The sequence below is a fragment of the Brevundimonas sp. FV1ps31S genome, assembly GCF_058681265.1.
This window is the reverse complement of sequence record NZ_CM178735.1, coordinates 214,351-238,415: the sequence shown is the minus strand read 5'-3', so window position 1 is coordinate 238,415 and position 24,065 is coordinate 214,351. Positions and strand designations below refer to the sequence as shown.

Below are 24,065 nucleotides of genomic sequence, written 5' to 3'. Positions count from 1 at the left end.
TGGCTTGGCCTTAGAAGGCGTAGCGGACCGAGGCCTGAACCGTGCGCGGCGCGCCTTGCGAGGCATACAGCGACGAGCTCGAGTTCAAACCGGTGCCCAACGAGCCGTAGTATTGCTCGTCGAACAGGTTGATCACGTTCACGCTGACGCTGGTGCCGTCATAACCGAAGTAGCCCAGGTCGAAGCGGGCGTCGGCGTTGACGACAGTGTAGCTCGGCACGGCCAGGTCGTTGACGTCGGTCAGCCAACGCTCGCCGACGTAGCGGGCCTGGATGCCGGCGCTCAGCGGGCCGGTTTCGTACTTGGCGCTCAGGACGAAGGTCCAATCCGGCGTTTCCACCAGGCTCTTGCCGCCGACCGGGATGGTGGTGCTGGAGCTGGAGCGGTAGTCGTCCTGGATCTCGCTGTCGTTATACGAAGCCGAGGCATAGAAGGACAGCGACTCGATCGGCGAGTAGCCGAGTTGAGCGTCGAAGCCCATCATGTCCACATCGCCGACGTTACGGTCGGTGCTGATGTTGGTTTCCGGATCATAGGCCGACAGGATGCGGTTCTGGAACTGGGTGTACCAGACGTTGGCCGAAGCGATCAGGGTTCCGGTCTGGTAGCGGTAGCCGGCGTCGTAGGTCTTGCTGGTTTCCGGGTTCAGGATCGGGCTGATCAGTTCGCCGGAGGTGTCATACAGAACCGTGTACAGGTTGTCGGTGCGCGGCAGGGTCAGGCTTTCCGCATAGGAGAAGTAGATGCTGCTGGCGCCGTCGAAGCGCCAGACGGCGTTCAGGTTCGGCAGGACGTCGTCGAACGTCTTCTCGCGGCTGTAGGGCGCGATGTAGTCCGTCGTCGAGGTGCCGATGCGGTAGTAGGTGTAGTTGGCGGTCGAGTTCGGCGACACGGTCGTCGTCTGCGTGGTGCAGACCACCGAGCTGGAACCCTTGGCCGAGTAGCAGTTCTGGTTCATCTCGCGCTTGAAGTAGGGCACGCGGACGCCCAGGCTGACGCGCAGGTGATCATCGATGAACTTGCCGCGGTATTCCAGCGCGCCCTGGTTCAGGATCGCGTAGGATAGACGGTCACGCGCACGCAGGTCGTAGCCGTCCAGGTTGGTGATGGTCTCGCCGTTACGGCCGCCGAAGTAGTTCGAGAAACGCGGCTCGGACGGATTGGAGAAGTCGATCGTGCCGTAGGCGCCGGTCTGACGGTGACGCGCCCAGTCCAGCGTATAGGCGGCGCGGATCGAGTGGTTGTCGTTCAGGTTCCAGATCAGCGACGAGTTGACGCCATAACGCTGGGTGTGGGTGTTCGACGGGGTCATGACCCGGACGGTGTCCAAGGTGTCGCCGTCGCCGTTCAGGTCCACGCCGCCCGTGGTCTTGGAACCGCGCAGCAGGGCGTCAGTCTCGGAAAGGGTCCTCTGTTGCGAGCCGCCGTTGGCCAGAACGTACTGGAAGGAGGGGTCGAAGGTGAAGATCAGGCCTTCAGCCAGGGTGAAGCGCGACTGGCCGCGCAGGTTGCCCGTGTCCGAGGGGTTGATACGCAGACCCCAATAGCTGGTGGGGTTGCGGTCGATGTCAGCCGCACCGTTGACGAAGGTCGGCGCCGTATAGGTCGGGGTCAGATCGACGTTCCAACCGAACGGGCTGGTGTCGGCCGTCGAACCCAGCGAGCCATCCGCGTTACGGAACAGGTTCGGGCCGTTGTAGCTGTTGTTGCGGTTGCGGTTCCAGTGCGCGGCCAGCGAAACGAAGTCGCCGTTGTCGCGGATCGGCTGATACACCTTGGCGTTGTACTGGATCTTGCCCAGGTCGCCGATGCCCTTGTACTTGTCATAGGACTGGTCGGAATAGGCCAGCCAGGCGCGGGTGCCCCAGGGGCCGACGGCGCCGGTGTTCACCATGCCGATGACGCGCTTGTAGTTGAAGTCGCCCAGCGAGCCCTTCACGAAGCCGCCGAAGTCTTCGGTCGGCGTCAGCGACGAGATGTTGATCGTACCGCCGGTGGCCGAGGCGGAGGGGCTGTCGGCGTCGGTCGTGCCGGTGTTGACCGTGGCGCGGTCGATCAGCTCAGCGTCCAGTTGCTGGTTCGTATAGAGGGCGTAGTTACCCGAGTCGTTCAGCGGCATGCCGTCGAAAGTCTGGGCGATGCGGTTGCCGTCGAAGCCGTGCAGACGGATGTTGCCGCCCGACGAACCGTACGGGTCGTTGTTGGTGAAGTTCATGCCGGGAACGAGGTTCAGGATCTCGTTGATCGACTGACCCGAGGCCTGGGTCGAGATGAACTCTTGCGTGATGGTCGAGCGGCTCTTGCCGACGTTTTCAGCCACGATGGCGCCGTCGATGGTGCGCGGGCCGCGCTGACCGGTGACGACGATTTCGTTCAGTTCGGCGGCTTCCGTACCGGTCGATTGCGCGGAGGCGGCGCCGGCGCCGGCCAGCGTGCCGACGATGGCGGTGGTCGCCCAGAAGAGGCGCTTGCGGTTGATCATTGCATATCCCCAGAAGATGGACCGTATTGGCCCGAGGCGGCAGGCGAGATCGCCTGTCGAAGTCGGCCCCATCTACGTCCGCTGTTGAAATGCAGGGCGACAGTTATGTGACAGATGGATGACATGGCCACGCTGTGGCTATGGCGCAACAAATTCGGGACAGGCCCCGATTTGTTAGAAGACCCGCTCGAACATGTCCGCCACGCCGTGCGCTGTCCGTTGGATGGACCGGGGTTCGTGGAAATTTCCATTCACCTGGCTCTGGGCGATCACATGGGCGCGGAACCGGGTGAACAGGGCCGGATCCGGGCCTTGAGGCGCCGACCAGAAGGCGTCGAGCGGCTTCTGGTCCGTCAGGCCGTCGAAGTCGAAGAAGGCGTCGCCCAGCACCTTGACTGGGGTCTGGAAGCCCAGGGCCGACAGGGCGGCGCTGGAGTTGTTCACCACCATGCCGCAGGATGCGCGGCACAGCTGGGCCAGATTGCCGCCGTCGATGAAGTCGACCCGGCCCTGCAGGCCCCGCTCGATGACCAGCCGCCGTGTGACCGCCGCCAGGTCGACCACGCCGGGATCGAGCGGATGGTTCTTCACCACCAGCCGCGCTTCCCGCGGCGCATGGGCCGCGAAACTGGTCAGGAGTTCGGCGAGGAAGGCGGTGTTGTCGGGATAGCGTGAATAGCGGAGCAGTTGGGCGTCGCCCTCGCGCTGGAGACAGGCGATGAAGAAGGCGCCGCGTGGGGCGATGGCGTCCACATGGCTAGCCGCGCTCGACTGGAACGCCAGCCCGAGATAGCGCCGGATATGGCCGATGCACTGGGCCAGCGGCGACACCGTATAATGGTTGGCGTAGCGTGGGAACAGCAGCCCCCCCAGCGCCTGGACCAGGTGATAGGCGCTGATGTTGACCACATGATAGGGCAGGATCCGTCCGACCGGCACGGGTTCGACCAGGATCGGCGCGGGCGAGGGGTAGCCCTGGCGGAAGCGCGGCAGACCGCTCGAGGCGTTGACGCCGTTTCGTTCGACGGTGATCCAGTCCGGTCGGAAATAGCCGTTTTCGAGCACCCAGACGCTCGCCGTCAGGCCGTCCCGCGCCGACAGTACGGCGCGATTATAGGGGCCGCCCTCGCCGAACAGGATCAGGTCGGTGAAACCGGCGGCGACCTCCTCCAGGCGGGACGTCCAGGCGTCGGCCCCGCCCTTGAAGGCGACTCCGCCGCTCCGGCGCCAGTCCATGGCGTCGCCGGCGTTGAAGATCATGCGGCGAACCACGGCGCCCCGCGCCTCAAGCACGCCCGCCAGGGCGGCGCCGAAGGGGCCGAAGGGTGCGGAAACGATCAGGAAACGACGGCCGTCAAGACGGCCGGGGCGGAGCGCCTCCGGGACCGCAGACCGGACTGCCGAGGCGGGCGTCGTCTCTTCGAACTGCTGCGTCCTCGGCAGGAGCCGCGCCCTTGCGGGGATGACCGACGGCTCCGCGCGAAGCCGGTAACGGCGTTGACGACGCGCCGAAACAGGACGGTGAACAGGACGAATGTCGACCATTTAGACGTCTCTGGATTGCGGGGCGCCGCCGGGCCGATTTGCGCAGGCCGGACCTGTGCAATCAAGAGATTTAGCGAGAGAGGCGATCATCCCGGCCTATGTGACCTGTCGCGCGTGGGGGTTCAACCGAATTGACAGGCGCTCCAGGCGGTTTCTGGGCGCTGTTGCTCGACGGCCAAATTCAGAAGAGCCGCCACCACCGCAAGGAGGCGACGGCTCCGCAGAACCATCCCGATACAATCCCGACCTGTGTCGCTGGCTCGATGAGGATCGAGCCGGCGACCTGGGCCTGGACGCGCGGGATTTAGAAGTTGATGTCGATGGTGGCGCGACGGTTCAGAGGTTCGCGCACGCCGTCGGCGGTAGGCTTGGCCAGGGCGGTTTCACCCTTGCCGTCGAGGGCGATGACGCCGCCGTTGACGCCTTGGGCGACCAGAGCGTCCGCGACGGTGCGCGAACGACGGTTCGACAGGCCGAGGTTATAGGCGGCCGAGCCCGAGGTGTCGGTGTAACCGACGATCAGGACGCGGGTGGCTGCGCCGGTCTTGGCGTAGCTGGCGGCCTGGCTGACCACCGAGCGGGCCTCAGCCGTCAGGTCCGAACGATCCCAGTCGAAGTAGACCACGAACTGACGCGGGGTCGGCTTTTGAGCGACCGGCGGCGGCGGGGGAGGCGGCGGCGGGGGAGGCGGCGGCGGCGGCGGGGGGGGAGGCGGCGGCGGAGGCGCCATCTCTTCAGCGCCGAAGCTGTAGCGCAGGCCCAGGGTCACGGTGTGCGACTGGTCGTAGTCGCCGTCCCATTCGCCGAAGGCGGTGCCGCCCACGGTGGCCGAATCGAACGACACGTCGCCGGTCAGGTAGCGGTAGGTCAGGTCGATGTTGGTGCGGTCGCCGACGGCCCAGGCCAGACCAGCGATCGCCTGAGCGGCGAACTCGGTCGAGTCTTCGTCGGAGGCGAACGCGGCGCCGCGGTTGTCGCGCAGATAGCCCGAAACCTTGGTGTCGACACGGTTGACGCCGGCGCCGAGGCCGACGAACGGACGCACGCCCCAGGCTTCGTAGCCGAAGTCATAGATGACGTTCGCCATCAGGGTGGCGGAGTCCATGCTGCCTTCCGGAGAGAAGCAGCCGCCGGTGGCCGGGGTGGCGTTGCAGAGGCCGCCGGGACCCGAAACGGCGCGCACTGTGCCGATGTCGCCCGAACGATAGCCGCCTTCCAGTTCGACGCGCCAGTTGGGATTGAAGCGATAGCCGAGACGGGCGAAGGCCGCCCAGCCGTCGTTCAGTTCGTAGTTCCAGTTCACCGCCGTGGTCGACGACTCAGCGTTGATGTCGTCGATCATGTGGTAGCCGGCGTCGATCGCCCCGTACCAGCCGTTAGGTTCTGCCGAAGCCGCGCCAGCTGCGAACAGCCCCGCTACGGCGACGGAGGCGAGAAGTTTGAGCTTCATAGCTTCCTCATTCTGTAAAAATGCCCGAAGCCGAGCTGTCGCCCGACGTTCCCGAGCCGAACGGCATGGCTGCGGCCTAGTTCCATTCGCAGGTTCACGAATGTGGCGACTGTGGCGCCGTTTCAACACAACTCGGCGCACGACGGCTCGTAGCGGACCCGCGCCGTACATCTACGCCCTTGCGTTGACCCCGCGTGACGGGCCTAACTTCCGGCAAAGAGAAAACGATCGATCGACCCAAAGGGCGATCGCACCCAGGAGAATCCAATGCGCGAAGCCGTCATCGTCTCTACCGCCCGCACGCCGATCGGCCGGGCCTATCGCGGCGCCTTCAACGACACCCAGGCCCAGCAGCTGGGCGCTCATGCGGTGAAACACGCGGTCCAGCGCGCCGGCGTCGATCCGGCCGAGATAGAGGACGTGATCATGGGCGCGGCCCTGCAGCAGGGCTCGACCGGAACCAACGTGGCCCGCCAGATCGCCCTGGCCGCAGGATTGCCGTCCTCGGTTCCGGGCATGAGCCTGGACCGCCAGTGCGCCTCGGGCCTGATGGGCATCGCCACGGCGGCCAAACAAGTGGTGTTCGACCAGCAGAAGATGGCGGTCGGCGGCGGGCTGGAGAGCATCTCCCTGGTCCAGAACCAGCACATGAACCTGTACCGCGGCAAGGACGAGGCCCTGCTGAAGCTGGCGCCCCATATGTATATGTCGATGCTGGAGACGGCCGAGGTCGTGGCGCGGCGCTATGACATCAGCCGCGACTGCCAGGACGAATATGCCCTTCAGTCCCAGCAGCGCACGGCGGCGGCCCAGGCGGCGGGCCGGCTGGACGCCGAGATCGTGCCCATGACCACCACCATGCTGGTCACGGACAAGGCGACCGGCGAGACCACCTCGAAAGAAGTGACCCTGTCGAAAGACGAGGGCAACCGGCCCGACACCACACTTGAGGGCTTGAAGGCGTTGAAGCCGGTGTTCGGCAGCGGCGAGGAGATTCAGCAGGGCGAATATATCACCGCCGGCAATGCGTCCCAGCTTTCGGACGGCGCTTCCGCCTGCGTGATCATGGAGGCCGGCGAGGCGGTGAAGCGCAATCTTCAGCCGCTGGGCGCCTATCGCGGCATGGCGGTGGCGGGGGTCGAGCCGGACGAAATGGGCATCGGCCCGGTCTACGCCGTGCCCAAACTGCTGAAACGCCACGGCCTGACGGTGGACGACATCGGCATCTGGGAGCTGAACGAGGCCTTCGCCGTCCAGGTTCTCTACTGCCGCGACCAGCTGGGCATCCCGGACGAGCTGCTGAACGTCTCGGGCGGCGCCATCTCCATCGGCCACCCCTACGGCATGTCCGGCGCCCGGATGACGGGCCACGTGCTGATCGAAGGCAAGCGGCGCGGCGCCAAATACGGCGTCGTCACCATGTGCATCGGCGGCGGCATGGGCGCTGCGGGCCTGTTCGAGATTTTCTGAGGCTCTCGTCTCCTCCCCGCCGCGAAGCGGTGGGGAGGAGACGGTCTAAACCTTCTCGCTGACCTTGATGGCCACCCGGCACCCCGCCTTGATCACCCCGCTCAGTAGCCGATAGGCCGGCGCCTCGCGGCTGCCGTGGTCGATGGCGTGGTCGTGGTGGGCCAATTCCTCGTCACGGAACTGTTTCAGCTCGACGGCCAAGGCCGGGTCGCGGTCGCCGATCTCGGCGATCTGATCGGCATAGTGTTTCTCGATCACGCTCTCGACCGCCTCGGTGCAGGCGTGCGCCGCCTTCTCGCCCATCAGGGCCGTGCCGGCGCCCAGGGCCGAGGCCGCGATCCGCCACAGCGGCGTCATCGCCGTGGGCCGCACCCGGCGCTCGTTCAGCAGCCGTTCGAACCGCGCCAGATGCACTGCCTCCTGGTCCTGCATCTCGCCCAGGTCGCGCACCATGTCGCCATGCGTCTTGCGCCCCTCGAACACGGCCTTCTGGGCGCGATAGATCAACACGGCCGCATATTCGCCAGCGTGATCGACACGCAGGACTTCGTCCATCCGCGCCTTGCTCGCGCCCATTCCAGGGCGGGGCAGAGGAATATGAGAAGCGGCGTCGGTCATGGCGTCAGGCCTTTTCGAACCGGGGGGCGCGGGCGTCCTTGGGGCGTTTGGCGGCCAGCAGACTGAATATGGCCAACGCCAGGGAGATCAGGCCGTTCCAACCGGCCATCGACACGCCCAACCAGCTCCAGGCCACCGAGTCGCACATGGCCACCCGCTGAGCCGGCCCTGTGCCCAGCGCCAAGGCGGTCAGGCTCTCTAGATCGATATCGCCCCCGCCGACGCAGGTCGCCGGCAGGCTCCACCACTTGTACTCGCCGCCCATGTGAAAGATCGCGGTCGCGGCGCCGGTGGCGAACACTGCCGCCAGCAGGAACGACGCGATCCGCGGCGTGCCGCGCCGACTGCCACTCAGAATGGTCCAGGCCGTCGCCACCAGCGCCACGGCCACCGCGCCCCAATAGACCTCGCGCTGCTTCAGACACAGATTGCACGGCGCCAAGCCCATGAACCGTTCGAAAGCATGGGCCGCGCCCAGCATCGCCAGGGACGCGGCTAGGGCGAAGGCAGTCCACCAACGGGTCAGCAGGCGATAGAGTTTTCTCATCGTGAAACGGTCTTACTCCGGTCCAACGCCGACGTCGACTTACAGAAGCTTCACCACGACGATCAGCACGATCAGCACCGCCAGCCCGATTCCGGACCACAGGGCCAACCGCTTTTCGAGCTGCGCCAGCATGGCCAGCCCCCACGTCTTCAGTATCCACGCCTCAATGAAGAACCGGCCGCCGCGTGTCGCCGTCGACGCCGCCATGAAGATAGGGAAACTGAAGGCCGCCAGGCCCGAGGCAAGGGTCACCAGCTTGTAGGGAATGGGGGTGAACCCCTTGATCAATATCACCCACAGCCCCCACTGAGCGAACCATTCGCGGAAATGGTCCAGCCCGTCCGAATGGCCCAGCATCCGCAAAATCGCCAAGCCGACATCGGTCAGGAAATAGCCGATGGCGTAACCCAGCACACCGCCCAACACCGACGCGACCGTACAGACCCCCGCATAGAAGTAGGCCTTCTCCGGCTTGGCCAGGATCATCGGCGCCAGCATCACGTCGGGCGGAATTGGAAAGAAGGAACTCTCGGCGAAGGACACCACCGCCAGGGCGGGCGTGGCATGGCGATGGCGCGCCAGATTGAAGACGCCGTCATAGAGCTTGCGAAGCATGGATAGTCCCCCGGGAGACATAGGCCGTAGCAAGACCCGGCCTCCCCGTCACCCGCTGCGACACAGCAACGCTCGCGACCGCCGTCGTCGCCGTTTAAAGAGCCTCTATGTCTGCTCCCCGCGCGCCCCGCCAGGCTGATGACGTCAGCCACGATATCACCCGCCTGCTGCGCCGCCTGTCCGACGAGGGCGGCGAGGCGGGTCTGACGCTGGACGAGATCCGCGACCGGCTGGACGAGCGGGCCTATGGACTGCTGATCCTGCTGCTGGCGATCCCCTGTCTGGTCCCTGGCCTGTACGGCGTGCCCCAGGTGGTCGGCGTCATCGTCATTCTGCTGGCCGCCCAGATGCTGGTCGGACGCGAAGAGCCGTGGCTGCCCCGCTGGTTCCTGAACCTGCGCGCCAAGGGCCCGTGGCTCAAGGCGATGGCCGATTTCGCCGAGTCGAAACTGGGCTGGATCGACCGGTTCTCCCGTCCCCGCCTGCGCCGTTTCGCCGACGGACCGGGCGAGAAACTGGCGGCGGTCTTCATGATCCTGGCTACCCTGACCATCGTCCTGCCGATGACCAACACCATCCCCTCCGTGGCCCTGGCGCTCCTGTCGGTCGGCCTGATCCAGCGGGACGGCCTGTTCGTGATCGCCGGGGCGGCGGTGACGACGGCCTGGCTGACGATCCTGGGCGCGGTGGCGACCGGGCTGCTGCTGGGCGCCGAATGGGCGACGCGGCTTCTGCCGGGGTGAGGCGCGCGACAGAATGTCCAAAGTTTAACGGGCATAGAACGTCGTTTTGTCGGAAGAAGACCCAAGCGTCGCTATGAAGTGATGCGGTTTTCTCGCTTTGAGGCGCCCGCCATGATCCGTCCTTCCCGCCGATTTCCCTCGATGATCCTGTCGTCCGTCCTGCTGGCCCTAGCTGCAGGATCGGCCGCCCTGGCTCAGGATGCGACGCCGCCCGCCTTTCGCCCCTCCTTCCATCCGTCCGAACTGAAGGGACCGCCCGCCGGGGCGCCGAATGAAGTTCTGGTGCTCGGCACGCCGCATCTTTCCAACCTCGACGAGGCCTTCCAGCCGGCCTTGCTGACGCCGCTTATGGATCGCCTGGCCGCTTGGCGACCCACCGCCATCGCAACGGAAGATCTATCGGGTCTGCAGTGCGACAGCCTGCGTCGCTACCCGTCGCGCTATGCCGAGACGGTTAAGACCTATTGCGACGATACGGCCGCCGCCAACGCGGCCGTGAGCCTGGACGTGCCGGCCGCCAATGCCGAGGCCGAACGTCTTCTGGCGGATTGGCCCGCTGAACCCACGCCCGCCCAGCGACGCCGTCTGGCGGCGGTCTTCATGGCGGCGGGAGAAAACGGATCCGCGCTCGTGCAGTGGCTTCGCCTCCAACCGGAGGAGCGTATCGCGCAAGACGGCCTGAACGCGGCTCTGGTCACAAGCTTGAACAGGATCAAGAGCCAGCACAACGAGACCTATCTGATCGCGGCGCCCCTTGCGGCTCAACTCGGCCTGGAGCGTCTCTGGAGCGTCGACGACCATTCCGCCGACACGCCGGACGGCGCAGATCCCGCCGAAGTGGAGGCCTATGGCGCGGCCATCATGAGCGCATGGGACAATCCCGCCAGCCATGCCCGCAGGGCGACGGATATCCGCCTCGGCGCCGCATTGGCCGAACCGGAGGGCGTCCTTCAGATGTATCGCACCTATAACGCCCCGGATGCGCCGGCGCTGGTCTACCAGTCGGACTTCGGCGCCGCTCTGACGGAGCCCTCGCCGCAAGGCTTCGGTCGCCGGTACGTCGGCTTCTGGGAAACCCGCAACCTGCGCATGGTCGCCAATATGCGCGACGTGCTGGGCCGCTATCCGGGCACGCGGATGCTGACCATCGTCGGCGCGGCGCACAAGGGCTACTACGACGCCTATCTGGATCAGATGCATGATGTGCGTCTGGCGGATGTGGAGGCGGTGCTGCGCTGATCGCATAGGCCGAGCGGGGCCGTCGCCATCACGACCCCGTGGGTCTGCCTTGGCTCTGTCGTCATCCGCGACTAGGTTCCGCGCCAATCGGCGGCCCCTTTCGGTTAAGCCCGCCACAAAAGTTATGCGGGAGACGCGCCATGAACGACATGACCCCCACCTCTAATCAGACGACTGCGGAACAGATCAACCTGGAAAACCCCCTCGGCGTCGACGGATTCGAATTCGTCGAATTCACCGGCCCCGAACCCAAGGCGATGATTTCACGCCTGGAATTGATGGGCTTCACCCAGACCCACGTGAACCCCAAGACGGATGTCGTGCGCCTCAAACAGGGCGACATCTCCTTCCTGGTCCACCGCACGCCCAAGGGCCAGGCCCAGGCGTTCGCCGCCGACCACGGCCCCTCGGCCAACGGCATGGCCTTCCGCACCAGCGACGCCAAGGCCGCCTATGAAGGCGCGCTCGAACGCGGCGCCGTGGCGGCGAACGATGCGAACGGCGGGGCGCTGGGCGACTATCCCTATATCCTTCAGGGCATCGGCGGTTCGCTGCTGTACGTCATCGACCAGTATGGCGACGCCGGCTCGCTGTACGACGCCTGGGACGAGATCGAGGGCTGGGAAGAGGCCGAGCGCAAGAATTCGATGGGTCTCGAGATCCTGGACCACCTGACCCACAATGTCCGTCGCGGCCAGATGCGCACCTGGTCGGGCTTCTACGGCTCGGTCTTCAACTTCGAAGAGCAGAAGTATTTCGACATCAAGGGCAAGGCGACCGGCCTGTTCTCGCAAGCCATGATCGCGCCCGACCGCGCCATCCGCATTCCCCTGAACGAGAGCCAGGACGACAATTCCCAGATCGAGGAATTCCTGCGCCGCTACAATGGCGAGGGCATCCAGCACATCGCCCTGACCACCGAGAACATCTTCGAGACGGTCGAGGCCATGCGCGCCCGGGGCGTCGATTTCCAGGACACGATCGAGACCTATTTCGAACTGATCGACAAACGCCTGCCCAACCATGGCGAGGACGTGGAGCGGATGCGCAAGAACCGCATCCTGATCGACGGTTCGGATGAAGAGGGCCTGCTGCTGCAGATCTTCACCCAGGACACCTTCGGCCCGATCTTCTTCGAGATCATCCAGCGCAAGGGCAACGAAGGCTTCGGCAACGGCAATTTCCAGGCCCTGTTCGACTCCATTGAACTGGACCAGATCCGTCGCGGCGTCATCAAGGTCGACGCCTGAATGCGAATGCGGCCGCCGACCTGGCTGCCCTATCTGGGGCCGGGTTTTGCCGGGCTGGGCGCCGGCTCCGTCGGGATGTGGCTGGGCGGCGGGTTCTGGATTTCCCTACTCGCCGCCCTCTTCATCGGCTTCGCCCCCATCATCGTCTACTACGTCTGGAAACGGCTGCACCACAGGGGGTGAACCCTCGCACCCCATCCATCACCCTCGGGCTTGTCCCGAGGGTCCACGGCCGATGCGAATTGGGTTGGCCGTTTTTTATGCGGCGGACAGGCGGGCCCCGGGACAGGCCCGAGGGGGACGGGAACCAGGGCCTATCTCATCCCGATTCTGTCCGCTCCGACGTTGAAAACCTACAGCGTTTCAGATTCTCACCACAATCGACCTGACACGCCCTACCGCCCGGTTAGAATAGCGGCCTCAAGCGGGGAGCCGGCCATGACGCGAACGACACGGACTGAACCACAGGCGCGCGGCCGCCCGACGCCTCATCCCAGGGTCCCCCAAGAATCCACTCAATTGGATTCAAAAAAACCAGGGTGGAATCGTGCATTCATGCAGACGCGCGCCCTCCTGTCCGCCTTGGCGACCCTGACCGTCCTGGCCGCCTCTCCCGCCGTCGCAACCGCCCAGACCCCGACCGACGCCGCCCGCTGGTCCCTGGCCATCCACGGCGGCGCGGGCGTCATCGAGCGGTCCAGCCTGACGCCGGAACAGGACGCGGCCTATCGCGCAGCCCTGCAACGGGCGCTGGACGCCGGATCGGCGGTGCTGGCGCGTGACGGCTCGGCCCTCGACGCGGTCCAGGCCGCCATCCAGGTCATGGAGGATGATCCCCTGTTCAACGCCGGTCGCGGCGCCGTCTTCACCGCCGCCGGCCGCAACGAGTTGGACGCCGCCGTCATGAACGGCGCGGACCTGACCGCCGGCGCCGTCGCCGGCCTGACCACCACCCGCCACCCGGTCGCCGCCGCCCGCGCCGTGATGGAACAGTCCCCGCACGTCATGCTGATCGGTCCCGGCGCCGACGCCTTCGCCGCCCAAGCCGGGCTGGAACAGGTCGATCCGGCCTTCTTCTTCACCGAACGCCGCTGGCAGGGCCTGATCAAGGCCCTGACCGAGGCCGGCCTGCCCCTCCCGGAACGTCCCGCCGGAGCCCCCGCGCCCGGCGCGCAAGCAGCCGTCGCCCCGCCGCTGAACGAGAAGAAGTTCGGCACCGTCGGCGCCGTAGCCCTGGACAGCCAGGGCCGTCTCGCCGCCGCCACCTCGACCGGCGGCATGACCGCCAAACGCTGGGGCCGGGTCGGCGACGTGCCGATCATCGGCGCCGGCACCTACGCCTCGAACGCCGATGGCTGCGCCGTCTCGGCGACCGGCTCGGGCGAGTATTTCATCCGCTCCACCGTCGCCCGCGACATCTGCCGCCGCACCGCCGACGGCGCCACCGTCCAGGCGGCGGCGGACGCCGAGATCGCCGACGTCGGCTCCATCGGCGGCGACGGCGGCGTCATCGTCATGGGCCTGACCGGGGCCCCGGCCTTCGCCATGAACACCTCGGGCATGTATCGGGGCGCCGTGGCCTCGAATACTCCGCCCCACGTCGCCATCTATGCCGACGAAGGAGACCTGGATTGACCGACGACGAACTGACCGTGATGGCCGAAGAAGAGCTGGACGCCGCCTGCGCCATGCCCTTCGTAGAGCTGAAGAAGATCACCCCCTGGGGCGACTCCTATGTCGGCTTCGCCCCGTCCGGCCGCGAGGTCGAGGTCGAGCGCCGCTATCTGTGGGCGGTCGAACCTGCGGGCGGCGTCATCGTCGAGGTCGAGGTGCGCGACCCCGCCGCCCGCGCCGGCGCGGAAGCCAAGGCTCTGCTCACCGAACATCGTTAAGCTTTCACTTGGCCCGGCTTCGTCGCTGCGGCATGATGCGGGGAGTGGGGGATGACAATGTTGCCGACACAAACCGACTTTCCCGCCGAGATTGCCACGACGCCCGTAATCTGGGACGGCGCGACCGCCTTCATCCTCTCGATCCTCAGCGCCGTGGCGGCCGCCGTCATTGCGAACTGGCTGGGCGTAAACGGCGAGCGCCGGCGACAGGAAGTCGTCCTGGTCACGATCATCAAGCGCAAGTACGAGATCATTCTGCAAGCGTCAGAACGCGCCATCCGCGCGGTCGGCGACGGAGAGCCGGCGGCGCGAGAGCTTGTGGCGACTGTCCGGCGCGAACTGGGATTTGTCCTGACCATCTGTTCTGGCCTGCCGCTCAAGAAGCTGGATGACGCGCTGGAGGGCAAGGCGGCCGACAAGCCCAAGCCAAAGTCCCCGGAACCGAGCCCGCCCCCGGTGCGACCGGTCCCGATCAGCTACAAGCTGGAAGAGGCGAAGGTTCTCACGTCCGGCCTCTGCGGAACGGGTGTCGAGGACGGCTATGTCGTGACGGAGGCCGCGCCGCCCCCTCCGCCCGCGCCCCCGCCTTGTCCGTCCCCGCAAGAGCTTGTGGCGGCCCATCGCATCCAGATCCGACAAGCGGTCGAGACGTTCCACATCTACTGGAGCGATAGAGCCAGCCGGATTTCAGAACTCACGGACCTCCAGCGCGCCTTCGCGACGACCCTGCCGCCCAGGGTGGAAAAGGACGACGCCCCGCCCAGCCCCCGTCACTGATCGCCCCTCTGTTCCCCCCGCCGCGAATTCGGTCTAGGCCTTGGGCATGAAACTCGCCTCGCTCAAGCACGGCCGCGACGGCCGCCTCGTGGTCGTCTCGCAGGACCTGCACTGGTTCACCGACGCCTTCCTGATCGCCCCCACCCTCCAGGCCGCCCTGGACGACTGGGACCGCTGCGGTCCCCGGCTTCTGGCCCTGGCCGAGAGCCTCGAGCACGAGGCCGTGCCGCGTGGCCGCTTCCACGAACGCGACGCCGCCTCTCCCCTGCCCCGCGCCTATCAGTGGGCCGACGGCTCCGCCTATGTGAACCATGTCGAGCTGGTGCGCCGCGCGCGCGGCGCCGAGATGCCCGCCAGCTTCTGGACCGATCCGCTGATGTACCAGGGCGGCTCCGACGGCTTCCTGGCGCCCCGCGATCCCATCCCGCTGGCCGACCCCGCCTGGGGCTGCGACCTCGAGGCCGAGATCGTCGTGGTCGTCGGCGAAGTGCCCCAGGGTGCGACGCGTGACGAGGCCCTGGCCGCCGTCCGCCTGGTCGGCCTGGTCAACGACGTCTCCCTGCGCAACCTGATCCCGGCCGAACTGGCCAAGGGGTTCGGCTTCGTCCAGTCCAAACCCGCCAGCGCCCTGTCCCCCGTCTTTGTCACGCCGGAGGCCCTGGGCGACCGCTGGAAAGACGGCAAGCTGCACGGCCAACTGACCGTCCAGCTGAACGGCGCCGACTTTGGCAAGGCCGACGCCGGCGTGGACATGACCTTCGACTTCGGAACCCTGATCGCCCACCTGGCCAAGACCCGGTCCCTGTCGGCCGGGACGATCATCGGTTCGGGCACTGTGTCGAACCGCGACGCCGACGGCGGCCCCGGCAAGCCGGTCGCCGAAGGCGGCCTGGGCTATTCCTGCATCGCCGAGGTCCGCACGGTCGAAACGATCCTGCGCGGCGCCCCCGAAACCCCCTTCCTGGCCTATGGCGACACGGTTCGAATCGAGATGCTGGACGCGCATCACCACTCGATCTTCGGCGCCATCGAACAGACCGTCGCCCCGCTTCCAAGCGAGGCCTGACGGCGCTAGGCTGATCGCGATCAGTCTCCGGGGGGAGGCGCCGGAGGATCGCCATGTCGCCCGAGAAGCTCATACCGCTGCTGGTCTTCCCGGCCGTGTTAGTCCTGGTCCTTCTGAAGAACCGGCGCAAGCGGGTGCTGAGGCCTCAGTTCCTCTGGATCATGCCCGCCATCGTCGTGCCCCTTATCGGGCTTGGCATCTGGGGTTCGAGCTACAGCCCGCGCGCCGTCCACGCCCCGTTCGGCCCCGACGCCTGGGCCGTTCTGGCCCTGGGCGCCGTCTTGGGCGGCCTCGCCGGCTGGTATCGCGGCAAGACCGTCACCATCGAAAAGGAGCCGGACGGCTCCCTGATGGCACAGGCCTCGCCACTGGGTCTGATCCTGTTGATCGTGCTGTTCGCGGGCCGCGCCGGCCTGCGCGACCTGATCGAAGCCCACGCCGCCGAATGGCATCTGAACGCCATGGCCGTCACCGACGCCTTCCTGGTCTTCGCCATGGGACTGATCGTCCTTCAGCGCGTTGAGATGTACATCCGCGCCAAGCGCGTTCTGGCCGGTGGTGTGGACCCGCATGTGGAGGTCGCTGCGTGAAACGGGCATTGACGGCTCTGACCCTGGTGCTGGCGACCAGCCCTGCCGTCGCACAGGATGCTGCGGCAACGGGAGAAGACTGGGACCTGGCCAAGGACGCCAGGAAAAAGAGCACGGTCGCCTATGTGACCACGACGACGGGCCTGTCCATCGCTACCCGCTGCGTGGGCTCGGGCTATTCGGCGCTGATATACGGCCTGCCGGAGGTGACCCGCCGGACCAAGACTCGACCCTTGCAGATCACCTTCCGCGACGAAGAAGCCTCGGAGTGGCGTTGGAACGTCACGACCGATCGGGCGGGCGCGGTGGCCGATTTTCCTGCCCCCTTCGCTCGCGAGTTGCGTCAGGGCGGCCGTCTTCAGATCGTCGTGCCGGATGGCGCCGGCGAGGGACGCAACCTGCGCTACGATCTGAACCTCCCGGCTTCAGGCTCCGCCATCGACGAGACCTTGACCGCCTGCAACCGCCCGCTGGAAGATCCGCGTGACCAGGAACTGGACGCCATCGCCGAAGACGGTCTCCAGGTCGGCATGCGCTGGGATCGCCGGATTCGCCCGCGCTATCCGTTCCAGAGCCGCTACTCGGAAGGCTTCGCTGTCACGACCTGTGTCGCCCAACCGGACGGAAGGCTGCGCGACTGCGTGATCGAGACCGAGCATCCGGGTGATGGCCGGTTCGGCGAGGCAGTGCTAAAGGCCGCCGGCGACGCCACCGTCGCCTATGATGGCGACCAACCTACAGCGCCGCGCATGATGGCGTTTCGCGTGAACTTCATCATGCAATGAAGACGCCTCTGGACCCGCCTTGCCCGTCTGTGGCATGAGGCGGTCCTTCCGCTGCGGGCGTGGTGGAATTGGTAGACGCGCTGGACTCAAAATCCAGTTCCGAGAGGAGTGCCGGTTCGACCCCGGCCGCCCGCACCATCCCGCCTGGTTTGACCGCCTCTGGCCTGATCAGGCCGCCGGGCTCCACCACAGATACAGGGCGATCAGGCCGAGCATCACCACAGCGGCCGCCGCGATTCCCCCCGCGATAAGGCGAACGCCCCGCTGCGCGACCTCTTCATCGGGGTTGCGGTGATCGACTTCGATCGGCGGCATGTCGGGAAGGTCGTCGTTGTCCATAGACCGCTAACGCCGGACAAAGGCGTGGGTTCTCCGATGGACGAACGGAGCACGGCCCGTCCCGCAGCCAAGGAGGTTCGGCGCGAGATCGCGTCGGAGCCAACGGAGGTTCGGGGCGGGCCGTGGTGATCGGTACGAACTGAATCCGACCGGGCTCGTTATTGGCACTAAGTCGCAGTCTTGGAAACCCCTTAGTGACCTAACGATCGTTAACGGCGGGTCGGTCAGCCCAAAACGCTGTGGAAGAAACCCGCCACATCGGCAAGGACCGTGGCCTTCTTGCGAAACAGCGGCGAGAAGGTCGCCACAAGGTCGGCGTGGTCCAGCCCGGGATAGAGTTTGGCTTCCGAGCGCCCGCCCACGGCCTTCATCCGCGCATCCAGAATGGTCGTGTCCTCGGCATGGACCACGACGTCGTCCGTCCCGTGGCCCAGCCAGATGGGCGGCGCATCGGAACGGACGAAGGCGACGGGCTGGGTCAGGGTCGGGTCCGCCGCCCGACCGAAGGCGTTGCGCGCCGCCCCGACGTCGAGCGGCAGGAAATCGTAGGGTCCCGCCAGGCCTGCGGCCGCCTTGATCAGGCCGGGCCGCTCGACGGCCGCCATGTAGCGCCGATCCAGGGCGATCATCATGGCCAGATGCGCGCCGGCTGAATGGCCCAGCACGCCCAGCCGGCCCGGATCCCCGTCATGGACGGCGCAGACATCGGCCGCCTTGGCCGTGGCGGCGGCGGCGTCCTCGATGAAGGCTGGAAACAGCACCTGGGGCACGAGCCGGTAATCCGGCAGGGCCACGACAAACCCCTGGGCCGAGAGAGCCTGGGCCGCCCAGCCGTACAGATCTCGCGACCCCGAATCCCAACCGCCGCCATAGAAGAAGACCAGCACCGGATGGGGTCCCGGCGCTGTGGGCGCATAGAGGTCCATCCGCTGACGCGGATTCTCGCCATAAGCGAGGTCGCGCACCACGCGGCGAGCCCCGGAATCCCTGGGGCCGAGGCTGTTGAGCAGGCTCAGCGGCGAACAGGCGGCGGCGATAAATCCCAGGGCGGGCTCCAGAAGACCCCGGCGTGTCATGCGATACAATCCATGACCTGCAATACGCCCACGGACGCGATCTGGCTCAAGCCCGGAGTCGATTTATCGGGCGTTGGCGATCAACCGACCACAGTTGGCGTCCTCGGCGAGGCCCGGATCAACGAAGGCGAACAGGGCGGTGACCGGCGCCGCCACCGCGCCGAGCAGTCCGGCAAGCCCGCCCTGTCCCGCGATTGCGCCGACATCGACGCCGACGCGCGGCGCCGTGAGCGCGCCCTGGACAGTGATCGGGGCCCAGATCCGCAACAGCCGCGGCTTCTTGGATTCACCGTCGATCCGCAGATTGAGGCTCTCCTGCCCCAGGTCGATCGAGCCCGCGCCCTGGGCGAGGACGACGTCTGTGTCGATGATCAGGGTCTTGGCGGCGGCCGTGCCGCCGCGCACGTCGAAATCGGCCACGGCGCAACGAATTTGAGCCGTCGACTGGTCGCCGCTCAGCAGTTTCAACAGGCCGGCGCTGGCGTTGATGCCCAGAAGCTCGGCGAAGGCCGCCCGCATCCTGCCGTCGGGCACGACCAGGCTGAGCGATCCCTTGGAGGCGGCCGCAAAATCGTGGATCGAGGCGCCCGGCCCCTCCAGCTTCGCGCGCCCCAGGGCGCGGCCGGTCAGAGGCGCAGAACCGTTGCGGGCGGGAATGATCGATTCCAGCGGATAGCCGGCGAGGCGGAAATCGACCGTGCTGTAGGGCATGTCCTGCGTCGCATTGATCCGCGCCGTCCCGTTCAGCTCGCCTCGGTTGAAATTGAAGCTGACGGGGTCGAGGTTCAGGATTCCGTCCTTCAGATCCGCGCCCAGGTTCACCGCCCGCACGTCCAGATCGTTCGCCTTCACCGAGGCGGCGCGATAGGTCAGGCTCCCGTCCATGGTCCGCAGCCGCTCGGTCTGCAGCGGGGCGTCGGGCAAGAGTTTGCCGCCGGTGGCCACGGGCGCCTCCGTATCGGTCCCCCCCGCATTCGTGACGGTCCGGGCGCCCAGGACGGCGGCGAGGTCGTCGATGTCGAGCCGGCGCGAAGCCAGACGGGCGTCGACTCTCAGCCGGTCGGCGGCGTCGACCCGCACATCGCCCGACAGGTCCGAGGCGCCGACACGGCCCTTGAATCCCTCGAAGTTCCAGACGCTGTCGTCTCGGTTCAGGGCCCCGGACAGCCGATAGGGCGGGGTATTGGGCAGGGTGACGCCCGTCAGCAGATAGAGGTCCGACAGATCGCGGCCCTCCAGGGTCAGGGCGGCGTCAAACCGGCCCAGATCGAACGGCCGGGTAATGGCGCCCTTGGCCTTCAGGCGGGAGCCGGCCCCGCTGACCTCGGCCTCGAACTGATAGGGCCGATTGCGGCGGATATTGATGAAGGGACCGCCCTGGACCTTCAAGGTCAGGGGCGAGCCGTTGACCGTGCCCTGGCCTTCCAGCACGAAGCCGGCCGCCCCGTCCGCACCCTCGCGCGCATCGACGGCGGCTTCCAGCTTGAGGTCGCGACGCCGTTCATCGAAGCTCAGACGGCCGTCTGTGATGACCAGTTGCTGGATGACCGGCAGTTTCACGCCCTCGCCGGTGTCGGGTTTGTCGGGGGTCAGCTCCCAGCTCTTGCGGCCGTCCTCCGTCGCGATCAACACGACCTCAGGGCGGGTGAAACTGAGCAGCGGCATCTCGATCTGACCGGCGAACAACTTGCGCAGCCGCACAGATGCGCGGATTTCCGCGACATCGGCCGTGTCGCGGTCTCTCGCCCAGTCGGGGCCGCCGATCCTCAGCCCGCGCACCACCACCGAAGGAGTCCAGCTAAACAGATGGACGTCCAGATCGCCGCGAAGCGCGATCTCGCGATCATATTCGGCCGACGCCCATCGTCCTATGGGCCCGCGCAGCATGTTCCAGTCGAACAGAACCAGAGCCAGCGCCACGAGCCCGATCAGCATCAGGCCGATCCCGCCCGCCCAGGCCTCAGTTCGGCCGGGGCGGCGAACGGCGGCGTAGACAGGATCGTTCGCCCGGACCCAATCGCGAAGTTCGCGCGCATGCGCGACCACCGGCGCCATGCCACGAAGGCGCAGCTTCGACCAGAATTCGTTCCATTTCAGCATTTTGGCCCAGTCGTCGGCTCTAACAGCTGGACAAACGCACCAGGCCGGGTTTGGCGCCACGGGACGAAGCGGCCATTCGGGTCAGAGAAGATTTATAATCCGAACTAAGCTCAGTTGTCGTAAAAACTTTACAAGGCCGAAAATCGGCGCATATTTCATCAGAGCCCTGATCTTAATTCAGGCCAAAGGAGGATGCCCGATGACCCGTTTCGTAACGCCCGTCCTGATCGCCGCCGCTCTGGCCGCGGTCGCCACCCCCGGCCTGGCCCAGTCTGAGCGTAGCCCGTCTGAGCGCACCCAGTCTGGGCGCACTCAGTCTGCACCCGCGCCGACGGCCCGACCGGCCAAGCTTCAGTCCGTGATGGTCTGCGCCACAGACGCCGCCACCCGCCGCGCCTATCAACGCGAATTCGGCGCCCCCCCGGTCTTCGTCACCGCTCAGGAGGCGGTGGAAGCCCGCCAGGCCGGCCAGGGCTGGGCCGCCCCGCGCTGCATGACCGAGCGGCAGTACGACCGGCTGGTCTCCATGACCCAGACCCGCGCCTCGCTCTGACGCCTGAGGCGACGCAGTGAAAAAGGGGCGCGGCCTTGCGGCTGCGCCCCTCTTTCGTTCTGGAGATGACCCGACTTACTGGGCCGGGGTCAGGTATTTGTTCAGCCAGCCGAACACCTCATTGTGCCATTGCAGGCTGTTGGCCGGCTTCAGCACCCAGTGGTTCTCGTTCGGGAAGACAATCAGGCGGCTGTCGATGCCCCGGCGTTGCAGCGCCGTATAGGTGGACAGGCCCTGGGCCGTCGGGATGCGGAAGTCCAGGTCGCCCTGCACCACCAGCATCGGTGTCTTCCAGTTCTCGACATGGTTGGCCGGGTTGAACTTCTGATAGCCCTCCGGCTTGTCCCACGGCGTGCCGCCGTATTCCCACTCGGTGAACCACAGCTCCTCGGTCGAATAACCCATGCCGAAGGTGTCGAAGACGCCGTCGTGGTTGACCAAGCACTTGAATTCATTGGACCAATTTCCGGCGATCCAGTTGATCATATAGCCGCCGTAGGACGCCCCGAGGGCGCAGGCGTTGTCGCCGTCCAGGAAATCATACTTCTGCTGCGCTGCGGCCCAGCCCTTCTGCAGATCCTCCAACGGCCGATCGCCCCAGTGCTGGCTGATCGCGTCGGTGAAGGCCTGACCATAGCCGGTCGAGCCATGGAAATCGATCATCACCACCGCATAGCCCGCCCCAGCGTAGGTCTCGGGGTTCCAGCGATAGGACCAGCCGTCGCCGAACGACCCCTGGGGCCCGCCGTGGATCAGGAAGGCGACCGGGTATTTCTTCCCTTCCTCATAGCCGACCGGCTTGATGACATAGCCGTGCACGGTCTCGTTGTTCCATCCGGGGAAGCTGAACTGCTCGTATTCGCCGAAGGCCTTGGCCTCCAGGGCCGGATTGGCCACGGTCAGGCGACGGGGCATTTCACGCCCCAGATAGGTCTTGAAATACAGATCGCTGGGCGATTTCAGACTGTCCTGGGCGAAGACGAAACCAGACGGCGTCTGCTGGAATGCCGAGACATGGCCAGAGCCGGTGACCGGGGTGACGACGCCGTTGCGCGTATCCACGGCGAACAGCTTGGTCGAACCCACGTCGCCGGCGGTCGTGTACAGGGTCTGGCCGTCGCGCGACCATTGCAGGGTGTCGGCCGAACGGTCCCAGTTCGACGCGATCTCGCGCTTCTGGCCCGATTGCACATCCATCAGCACGATCTGATAGCGATCGGCCTCAAAACCGGGCCGCGCCATGGCGCGATAGGCCAGGGTCCGGCCGTCCGGCGAAAACACCGGACCCGCGTCCCAGGCCGGATTGTCCGACGTCAGATTGGTGAAGGTCCCGTCGCCCGTCAGGCCGTTGGTCCGCCACAGGTCGAAATTGGTGCTCCACGGCTCGGTCTTGCCGGCCAGGCGCGCCGAGAAGACGACCGCGTCGCCGGCGGGAGTAAAGACGAAGTCGCTTTCGTCGCCGAACGGCTTGGACGGGGTGTCGCCGTCGAAGCCCTTGGTCACCCAGACAGGGGAACCGGTCGCCTGGCCGTTACGGCCAATGGACTGGACGAACAGATGGTTCTGGGTGTGGTCGTTCCACGTATCCCAGTGGCGCACGAACATCCGGTCATAGACCTGGCCGGTCGTTTTCCGCTCGGCCACGGCCTTGCCCATCTCGACCGAGGCGTTCAGGTCGACCGCATCCGGATAGACGGCCAGCGACACCGCCACCTTGTCGCCGCTCGGGCTGATCCGATAGGCGTTCACGTCCAGCGGCAGATTGGTCACCTGCACCGGCGTCGCCGTCGGAGACGCCACCCGCCAGACCTGGCTCGCGCCCGACTTGCCCGACAGGAAATACAGATTGCCGTCCCCGCCCCAGCGGGCTGTGTTGGCGCCCTGGTCCGAAATGGCCAGACGGCGCGGCGCCACGTCCGGCGTGTTCAGGTCCAGGATCCACAGGCTGCCGGCGCGGCGGTTCGCCTCCACGTCCGTCGTCGTCACCGAATAGACGACGTAGTGACCGTCCGGCGACACCTGCGGATCGCCCAGCCGGTTGGCGGTGATCATGTCGCGGTAGGTGAAGGCGTCGGGCGTCGCGGGCGCAGCCGGAACCGGCGCGGGCGGAACCTGGGCCAGGGCCGGAGCGGCGCTCATCAGAGCAACCGCCGCGCAGGCGGCGGACAGGAGAGAACGGTGGCGCATGGGGCATTCCTCGCAAAACTCGCAGCGGCGAGGCGTAGCACCACCGTTCGCCGGGCGAAAGTTGCTGACAGGTCAGAAGTTAGCTAAGTTGCTTGGACCAAGGAGCGCGACATGACCACTGTCACCGTCCACCACGCCAAGACCCATCTCTCCAAACTGATCGCCGCCGCCGAACGCGGAGAAGAAGTCGTCATTGCGCGCGGCGACAAGCCCGCAGTACGGATTGTGCCCTTCGAGCCGGCCGTGAAGCCTGAACGCAAGCCGGGTCGGCTGAAGGGCATCGGGGGGTTTGACGACAGCTTCTTCGACCCGCTCCCCGAAGACGAACTTCGCCTCTGGGAGGGGCGCGGCGATTGAACATCCTGCTCGATACCCATGCCTTGATGTGGTGGGTTTGGGACAACGAACGGCTGTCGCAGACGGCGCGCCATGCGATCCGAAATGCTGAAACCGTCTTCATAAGCGGCGTCTCTGCTATCGAGATCGCCATCAAATACCGCATCGGCAAACTTCCGAACGGCCAAGTTCTGGCCGAGCACTTTGTTCAAGTCATGCAAAACGAGGCCTTCGCTGAACTGCCCGTGAGCTGGCAGGAAGCAAGCCTGGCCGGGCGAATGGCGGGCGAGCACCGCGACCCGTTCGACCGACTGCTGATCGCGCAGGGCCTGATCAACAACCTGACGCTCGTCTCCAATGAACAGGTGTTCGACAGCTTCGGCGTGGCCCGCCTCTGGTAGGCTT

At 66.3% G+C, this 24,065-nt stretch carries 24 protein-coding genes and 1 tRNA gene; 15 read left to right on the top strand and 10 right to left on the bottom strand.

The genetic code is table 11. From position 1 onward, the window contains the following. Positions 1 to 10: 10 nt before the first annotated feature. The 3 genes from ACVPT3_RS01135 to ACVPT3_RS01125 all read right to left on the bottom strand — a co-directional run bounded on the left by ACVPT3_RS01135 (position 11) and on the right by ACVPT3_RS01125 (position 5,477). A complete protein-coding gene (locus ACVPT3_RS01135; RefSeq protein WP_492042402.1) occupies positions 11 to 2,482 on the bottom strand; it encodes a TonB-dependent receptor in 2,472 nt (823 codons plus the stop codon). Between the two features lie 174 nt (positions 2,483 to 2,656). Next, entirely contained in the window at positions 2,657 to 4,027 is a 1,371-nt protein-coding gene (locus ACVPT3_RS01130) for a capsular polysaccharide export protein, LipB/KpsS family (RefSeq protein ID WP_492042401.1), read from the bottom strand. Positions 4,028 to 4,331: 304 nt separating this feature from the next. After that, the gene (locus ACVPT3_RS01125; protein WP_492042400.1) at positions 4,332 to 5,477 is read right to left on the bottom strand and encodes an OmpA family protein; all 1,146 of its coding nucleotides are present in this window, start codon (positions 5,475 to 5,477) and stop codon (positions 4,332 to 4,334) included. A gap of 267 nt (positions 5,478 to 5,744) precedes the next feature. Here ACVPT3_RS01125 and ACVPT3_RS01120 point away from each other — a divergent pair, with 267 nt between their 5' ends. After that, on the top strand, positions 5,745 to 6,947 hold the full coding sequence (locus ACVPT3_RS01120) for an acetyl-CoA C-acyltransferase (RefSeq protein ID WP_492042399.1): 1,203 nt from the start codon (positions 5,745 to 5,747) through the stop codon (positions 6,945 to 6,947). Positions 6,948 to 6,992: 45 nt separating this feature from the next. On the opposite strand, the gene ACVPT3_RS01115 is transcribed toward ACVPT3_RS01120, so the two are convergent. Genes ACVPT3_RS01115 through ACVPT3_RS01105 form a run of 3 tightly spaced genes read right to left on the bottom strand, consistent with a single transcriptional unit; the run spans position 6,993 to position 8,727 of the window. Beyond that, complete coding sequence (locus ACVPT3_RS01115) at positions 6,993 to 7,565, bottom strand: demethoxyubiquinone hydroxylase family protein (RefSeq protein WP_492042398.1); 573 nt, start codon at positions 7,563 to 7,565, stop codon at positions 6,993 to 6,995. A gap of 4 nt (positions 7,566 to 7,569) precedes the next feature. After that, positions 7,570 to 8,112 carry a disulfide bond formation protein B gene (locus tag ACVPT3_RS01110; RefSeq protein ID WP_492042397.1) on the bottom strand — a complete coding sequence of 181 codons (543 nt, stop codon included), beginning with the start codon at positions 8,110 to 8,112 and terminating at the stop codon, positions 7,570 to 7,572. A gap of 39 nt (positions 8,113 to 8,151) precedes the next feature. Beyond that, positions 8,152 to 8,727 (bottom strand): YqaA family protein, encoded by a 576-nt coding sequence (locus ACVPT3_RS01105; protein ID WP_492042396.1) that lies wholly within the window; start codon positions 8,725 to 8,727, stop codon positions 8,152 to 8,154. Between the two features lie 107 nt (positions 8,728 to 8,834). Between ACVPT3_RS01105 and ACVPT3_RS01100 the strand changes: the two genes are divergently transcribed. The 11 genes from ACVPT3_RS01100 (at position 8,835) to ACVPT3_RS01050 (ending at position 17,207) form a co-directional block, all read left to right on the top strand. Continuing rightward, positions 8,835 to 9,470 (top strand): exopolysaccharide biosynthesis protein, encoded by a 636-nt coding sequence (locus tag ACVPT3_RS01100; RefSeq protein ID WP_492042395.1) that lies wholly within the window; start codon positions 8,835 to 8,837, stop codon positions 9,468 to 9,470. Positions 9,471 to 9,581: 111 nt separating this feature from the next. Then, positions 9,582 to 10,709 (top strand): DUF5694 domain-containing protein, encoded by a 1,128-nt coding sequence (locus tag ACVPT3_RS01095; RefSeq protein WP_492042394.1) that lies wholly within the window; start codon positions 9,582 to 9,584, stop codon positions 10,707 to 10,709. A gap of 140 nt (positions 10,710 to 10,849) precedes the next feature. After that, positions 10,850 to 11,959, top strand: a complete 1,110-nt coding sequence (gene hppD / locus ACVPT3_RS01090; protein WP_492042393.1) for a 4-hydroxyphenylpyruvate dioxygenase — start codon at positions 10,850 to 10,852, stop codon at positions 11,957 to 11,959. A 6-nt stretch (positions 11,960 to 11,965) separates the two neighbouring features. Beyond that, positions 11,966 to 12,142 (top strand): hypothetical protein, encoded by a 177-nt coding sequence (locus ACVPT3_RS01085; RefSeq protein WP_492042392.1) that lies wholly within the window; start codon positions 11,966 to 11,968, stop codon positions 12,140 to 12,142. 372 nt (positions 12,143 to 12,514) lie between these two features. Further along, positions 12,515 to 13,594 carry an isoaspartyl peptidase/L-asparaginase family protein gene (locus ACVPT3_RS01080; protein WP_492042391.1) on the top strand — a complete coding sequence of 360 codons (1,080 nt, stop codon included), beginning with the start codon at positions 12,515 to 12,517 and terminating at the stop codon, positions 13,592 to 13,594. Beyond that, positions 13,591 to 13,851: a hypothetical protein gene (locus tag ACVPT3_RS01075; RefSeq protein ID WP_492042390.1), complete on the top strand. Its 261-nt coding sequence runs from the start codon at positions 13,591 to 13,593 to the stop codon at positions 13,849 to 13,851. The genes ACVPT3_RS01080 and ACVPT3_RS01075 overlap by 4 nt, the downstream gene beginning before the upstream one ends. 57 nt (positions 13,852 to 13,908) lie before the next feature. Then, complete coding sequence (locus ACVPT3_RS01070; RefSeq protein WP_492042389.1) at positions 13,909 to 14,628, top strand: hypothetical protein; 720 nt, start codon at positions 13,909 to 13,911, stop codon at positions 14,626 to 14,628. A 46-nt stretch (positions 14,629 to 14,674) separates the two neighbouring features. Next, positions 14,675 to 15,694, top strand: a complete 1,020-nt coding sequence (locus tag ACVPT3_RS01065; RefSeq protein WP_492042388.1) for a fumarylacetoacetate hydrolase family protein — start codon at positions 14,675 to 14,677, stop codon at positions 15,692 to 15,694. A 53-nt stretch (positions 15,695 to 15,747) separates the two neighbouring features. Further along, positions 15,748 to 16,284: a CcdC protein domain-containing protein gene (locus ACVPT3_RS01060; protein ID WP_492042387.1), complete on the top strand. Its 537-nt coding sequence runs from the start codon at positions 15,748 to 15,750 to the stop codon at positions 16,282 to 16,284. Then, a complete protein-coding gene (locus tag ACVPT3_RS01055) occupies positions 16,281 to 17,069 on the top strand; it encodes a hypothetical protein (RefSeq protein WP_492042386.1) in 789 nt (262 codons plus the stop codon). The genes ACVPT3_RS01060 and ACVPT3_RS01055 overlap by 4 nt, the downstream gene beginning before the upstream one ends. A gap of 53 nt (positions 17,070 to 17,122) precedes the next feature. Continuing rightward, positions 17,123 to 17,207 (top strand) — tRNA-Leu (locus tag ACVPT3_RS01050). Between the two features lie 30 nt (positions 17,208 to 17,237). On the opposite strand, the gene ACVPT3_RS01045 is transcribed toward ACVPT3_RS01050, so the two are convergent. The 3 genes from ACVPT3_RS01045 to ACVPT3_RS01035 all read right to left on the bottom strand — a co-directional run bounded on the left by ACVPT3_RS01045 (position 17,238) and on the right by ACVPT3_RS01035 (position 20,584). Beyond that, a complete protein-coding gene (locus tag ACVPT3_RS01045) occupies positions 17,238 to 17,408 on the bottom strand; it encodes a hypothetical protein (RefSeq protein ID WP_492042385.1) in 171 nt (56 codons plus the stop codon). A gap of 224 nt (positions 17,409 to 17,632) precedes the next feature. Beyond that, positions 17,633 to 18,484: an alpha/beta hydrolase gene (locus ACVPT3_RS01040; RefSeq protein WP_492042384.1), complete on the bottom strand. Its 852-nt coding sequence runs from the start codon at positions 18,482 to 18,484 to the stop codon at positions 17,633 to 17,635. Positions 18,485 to 18,547: 63 nt separating this feature from the next. Next, entirely contained in the window at positions 18,548 to 20,584 is a 2,037-nt protein-coding gene (locus ACVPT3_RS01035; RefSeq protein ID WP_492042383.1) for an AsmA family protein, read from the bottom strand. Positions 20,585 to 20,783: 199 nt separating this feature from the next. Between ACVPT3_RS01035 and ACVPT3_RS01030 the strand changes: the two genes are divergently transcribed. Next, on the top strand, positions 20,784 to 21,137 hold the full coding sequence (locus ACVPT3_RS01030) for a hypothetical protein (RefSeq protein ID WP_492042382.1): 354 nt from the start codon (positions 20,784 to 20,786) through the stop codon (positions 21,135 to 21,137). A gap of 75 nt (positions 21,138 to 21,212) precedes the next feature. Here ACVPT3_RS01030 and ACVPT3_RS01025 read toward each other — a convergent pair whose 3' ends face one another. Then, positions 21,213 to 23,324 carry a S9 family peptidase gene (locus ACVPT3_RS01025; RefSeq protein ID WP_492042381.1) on the bottom strand — a complete coding sequence of 704 codons (2,112 nt, stop codon included), beginning with the start codon at positions 23,322 to 23,324 and terminating at the stop codon, positions 21,213 to 21,215. 111 nt (positions 23,325 to 23,435) lie between these two features. Between ACVPT3_RS01025 and ACVPT3_RS01020 the strand changes: the two genes are divergently transcribed. Both ACVPT3_RS01020 and ACVPT3_RS01015 read left to right on the top strand, forming a co-directional pair. Further along, positions 23,436 to 23,681 carry a type II toxin-antitoxin system Phd/YefM family antitoxin gene (locus ACVPT3_RS01020; RefSeq protein ID WP_492042380.1) on the top strand — a complete coding sequence of 82 codons (246 nt, stop codon included), beginning with the start codon at positions 23,436 to 23,438 and terminating at the stop codon, positions 23,679 to 23,681. After that, positions 23,678 to 24,061 (top strand): type II toxin-antitoxin system VapC family toxin, encoded by a 384-nt coding sequence (locus tag ACVPT3_RS01015; protein ID WP_492042379.1) that lies wholly within the window; start codon positions 23,678 to 23,680, stop codon positions 24,059 to 24,061. The genes ACVPT3_RS01020 and ACVPT3_RS01015 overlap by 4 nt, the downstream gene beginning before the upstream one ends. The last annotated feature ends 4 nt before the right edge of the window (positions 24,062 to 24,065 follow it).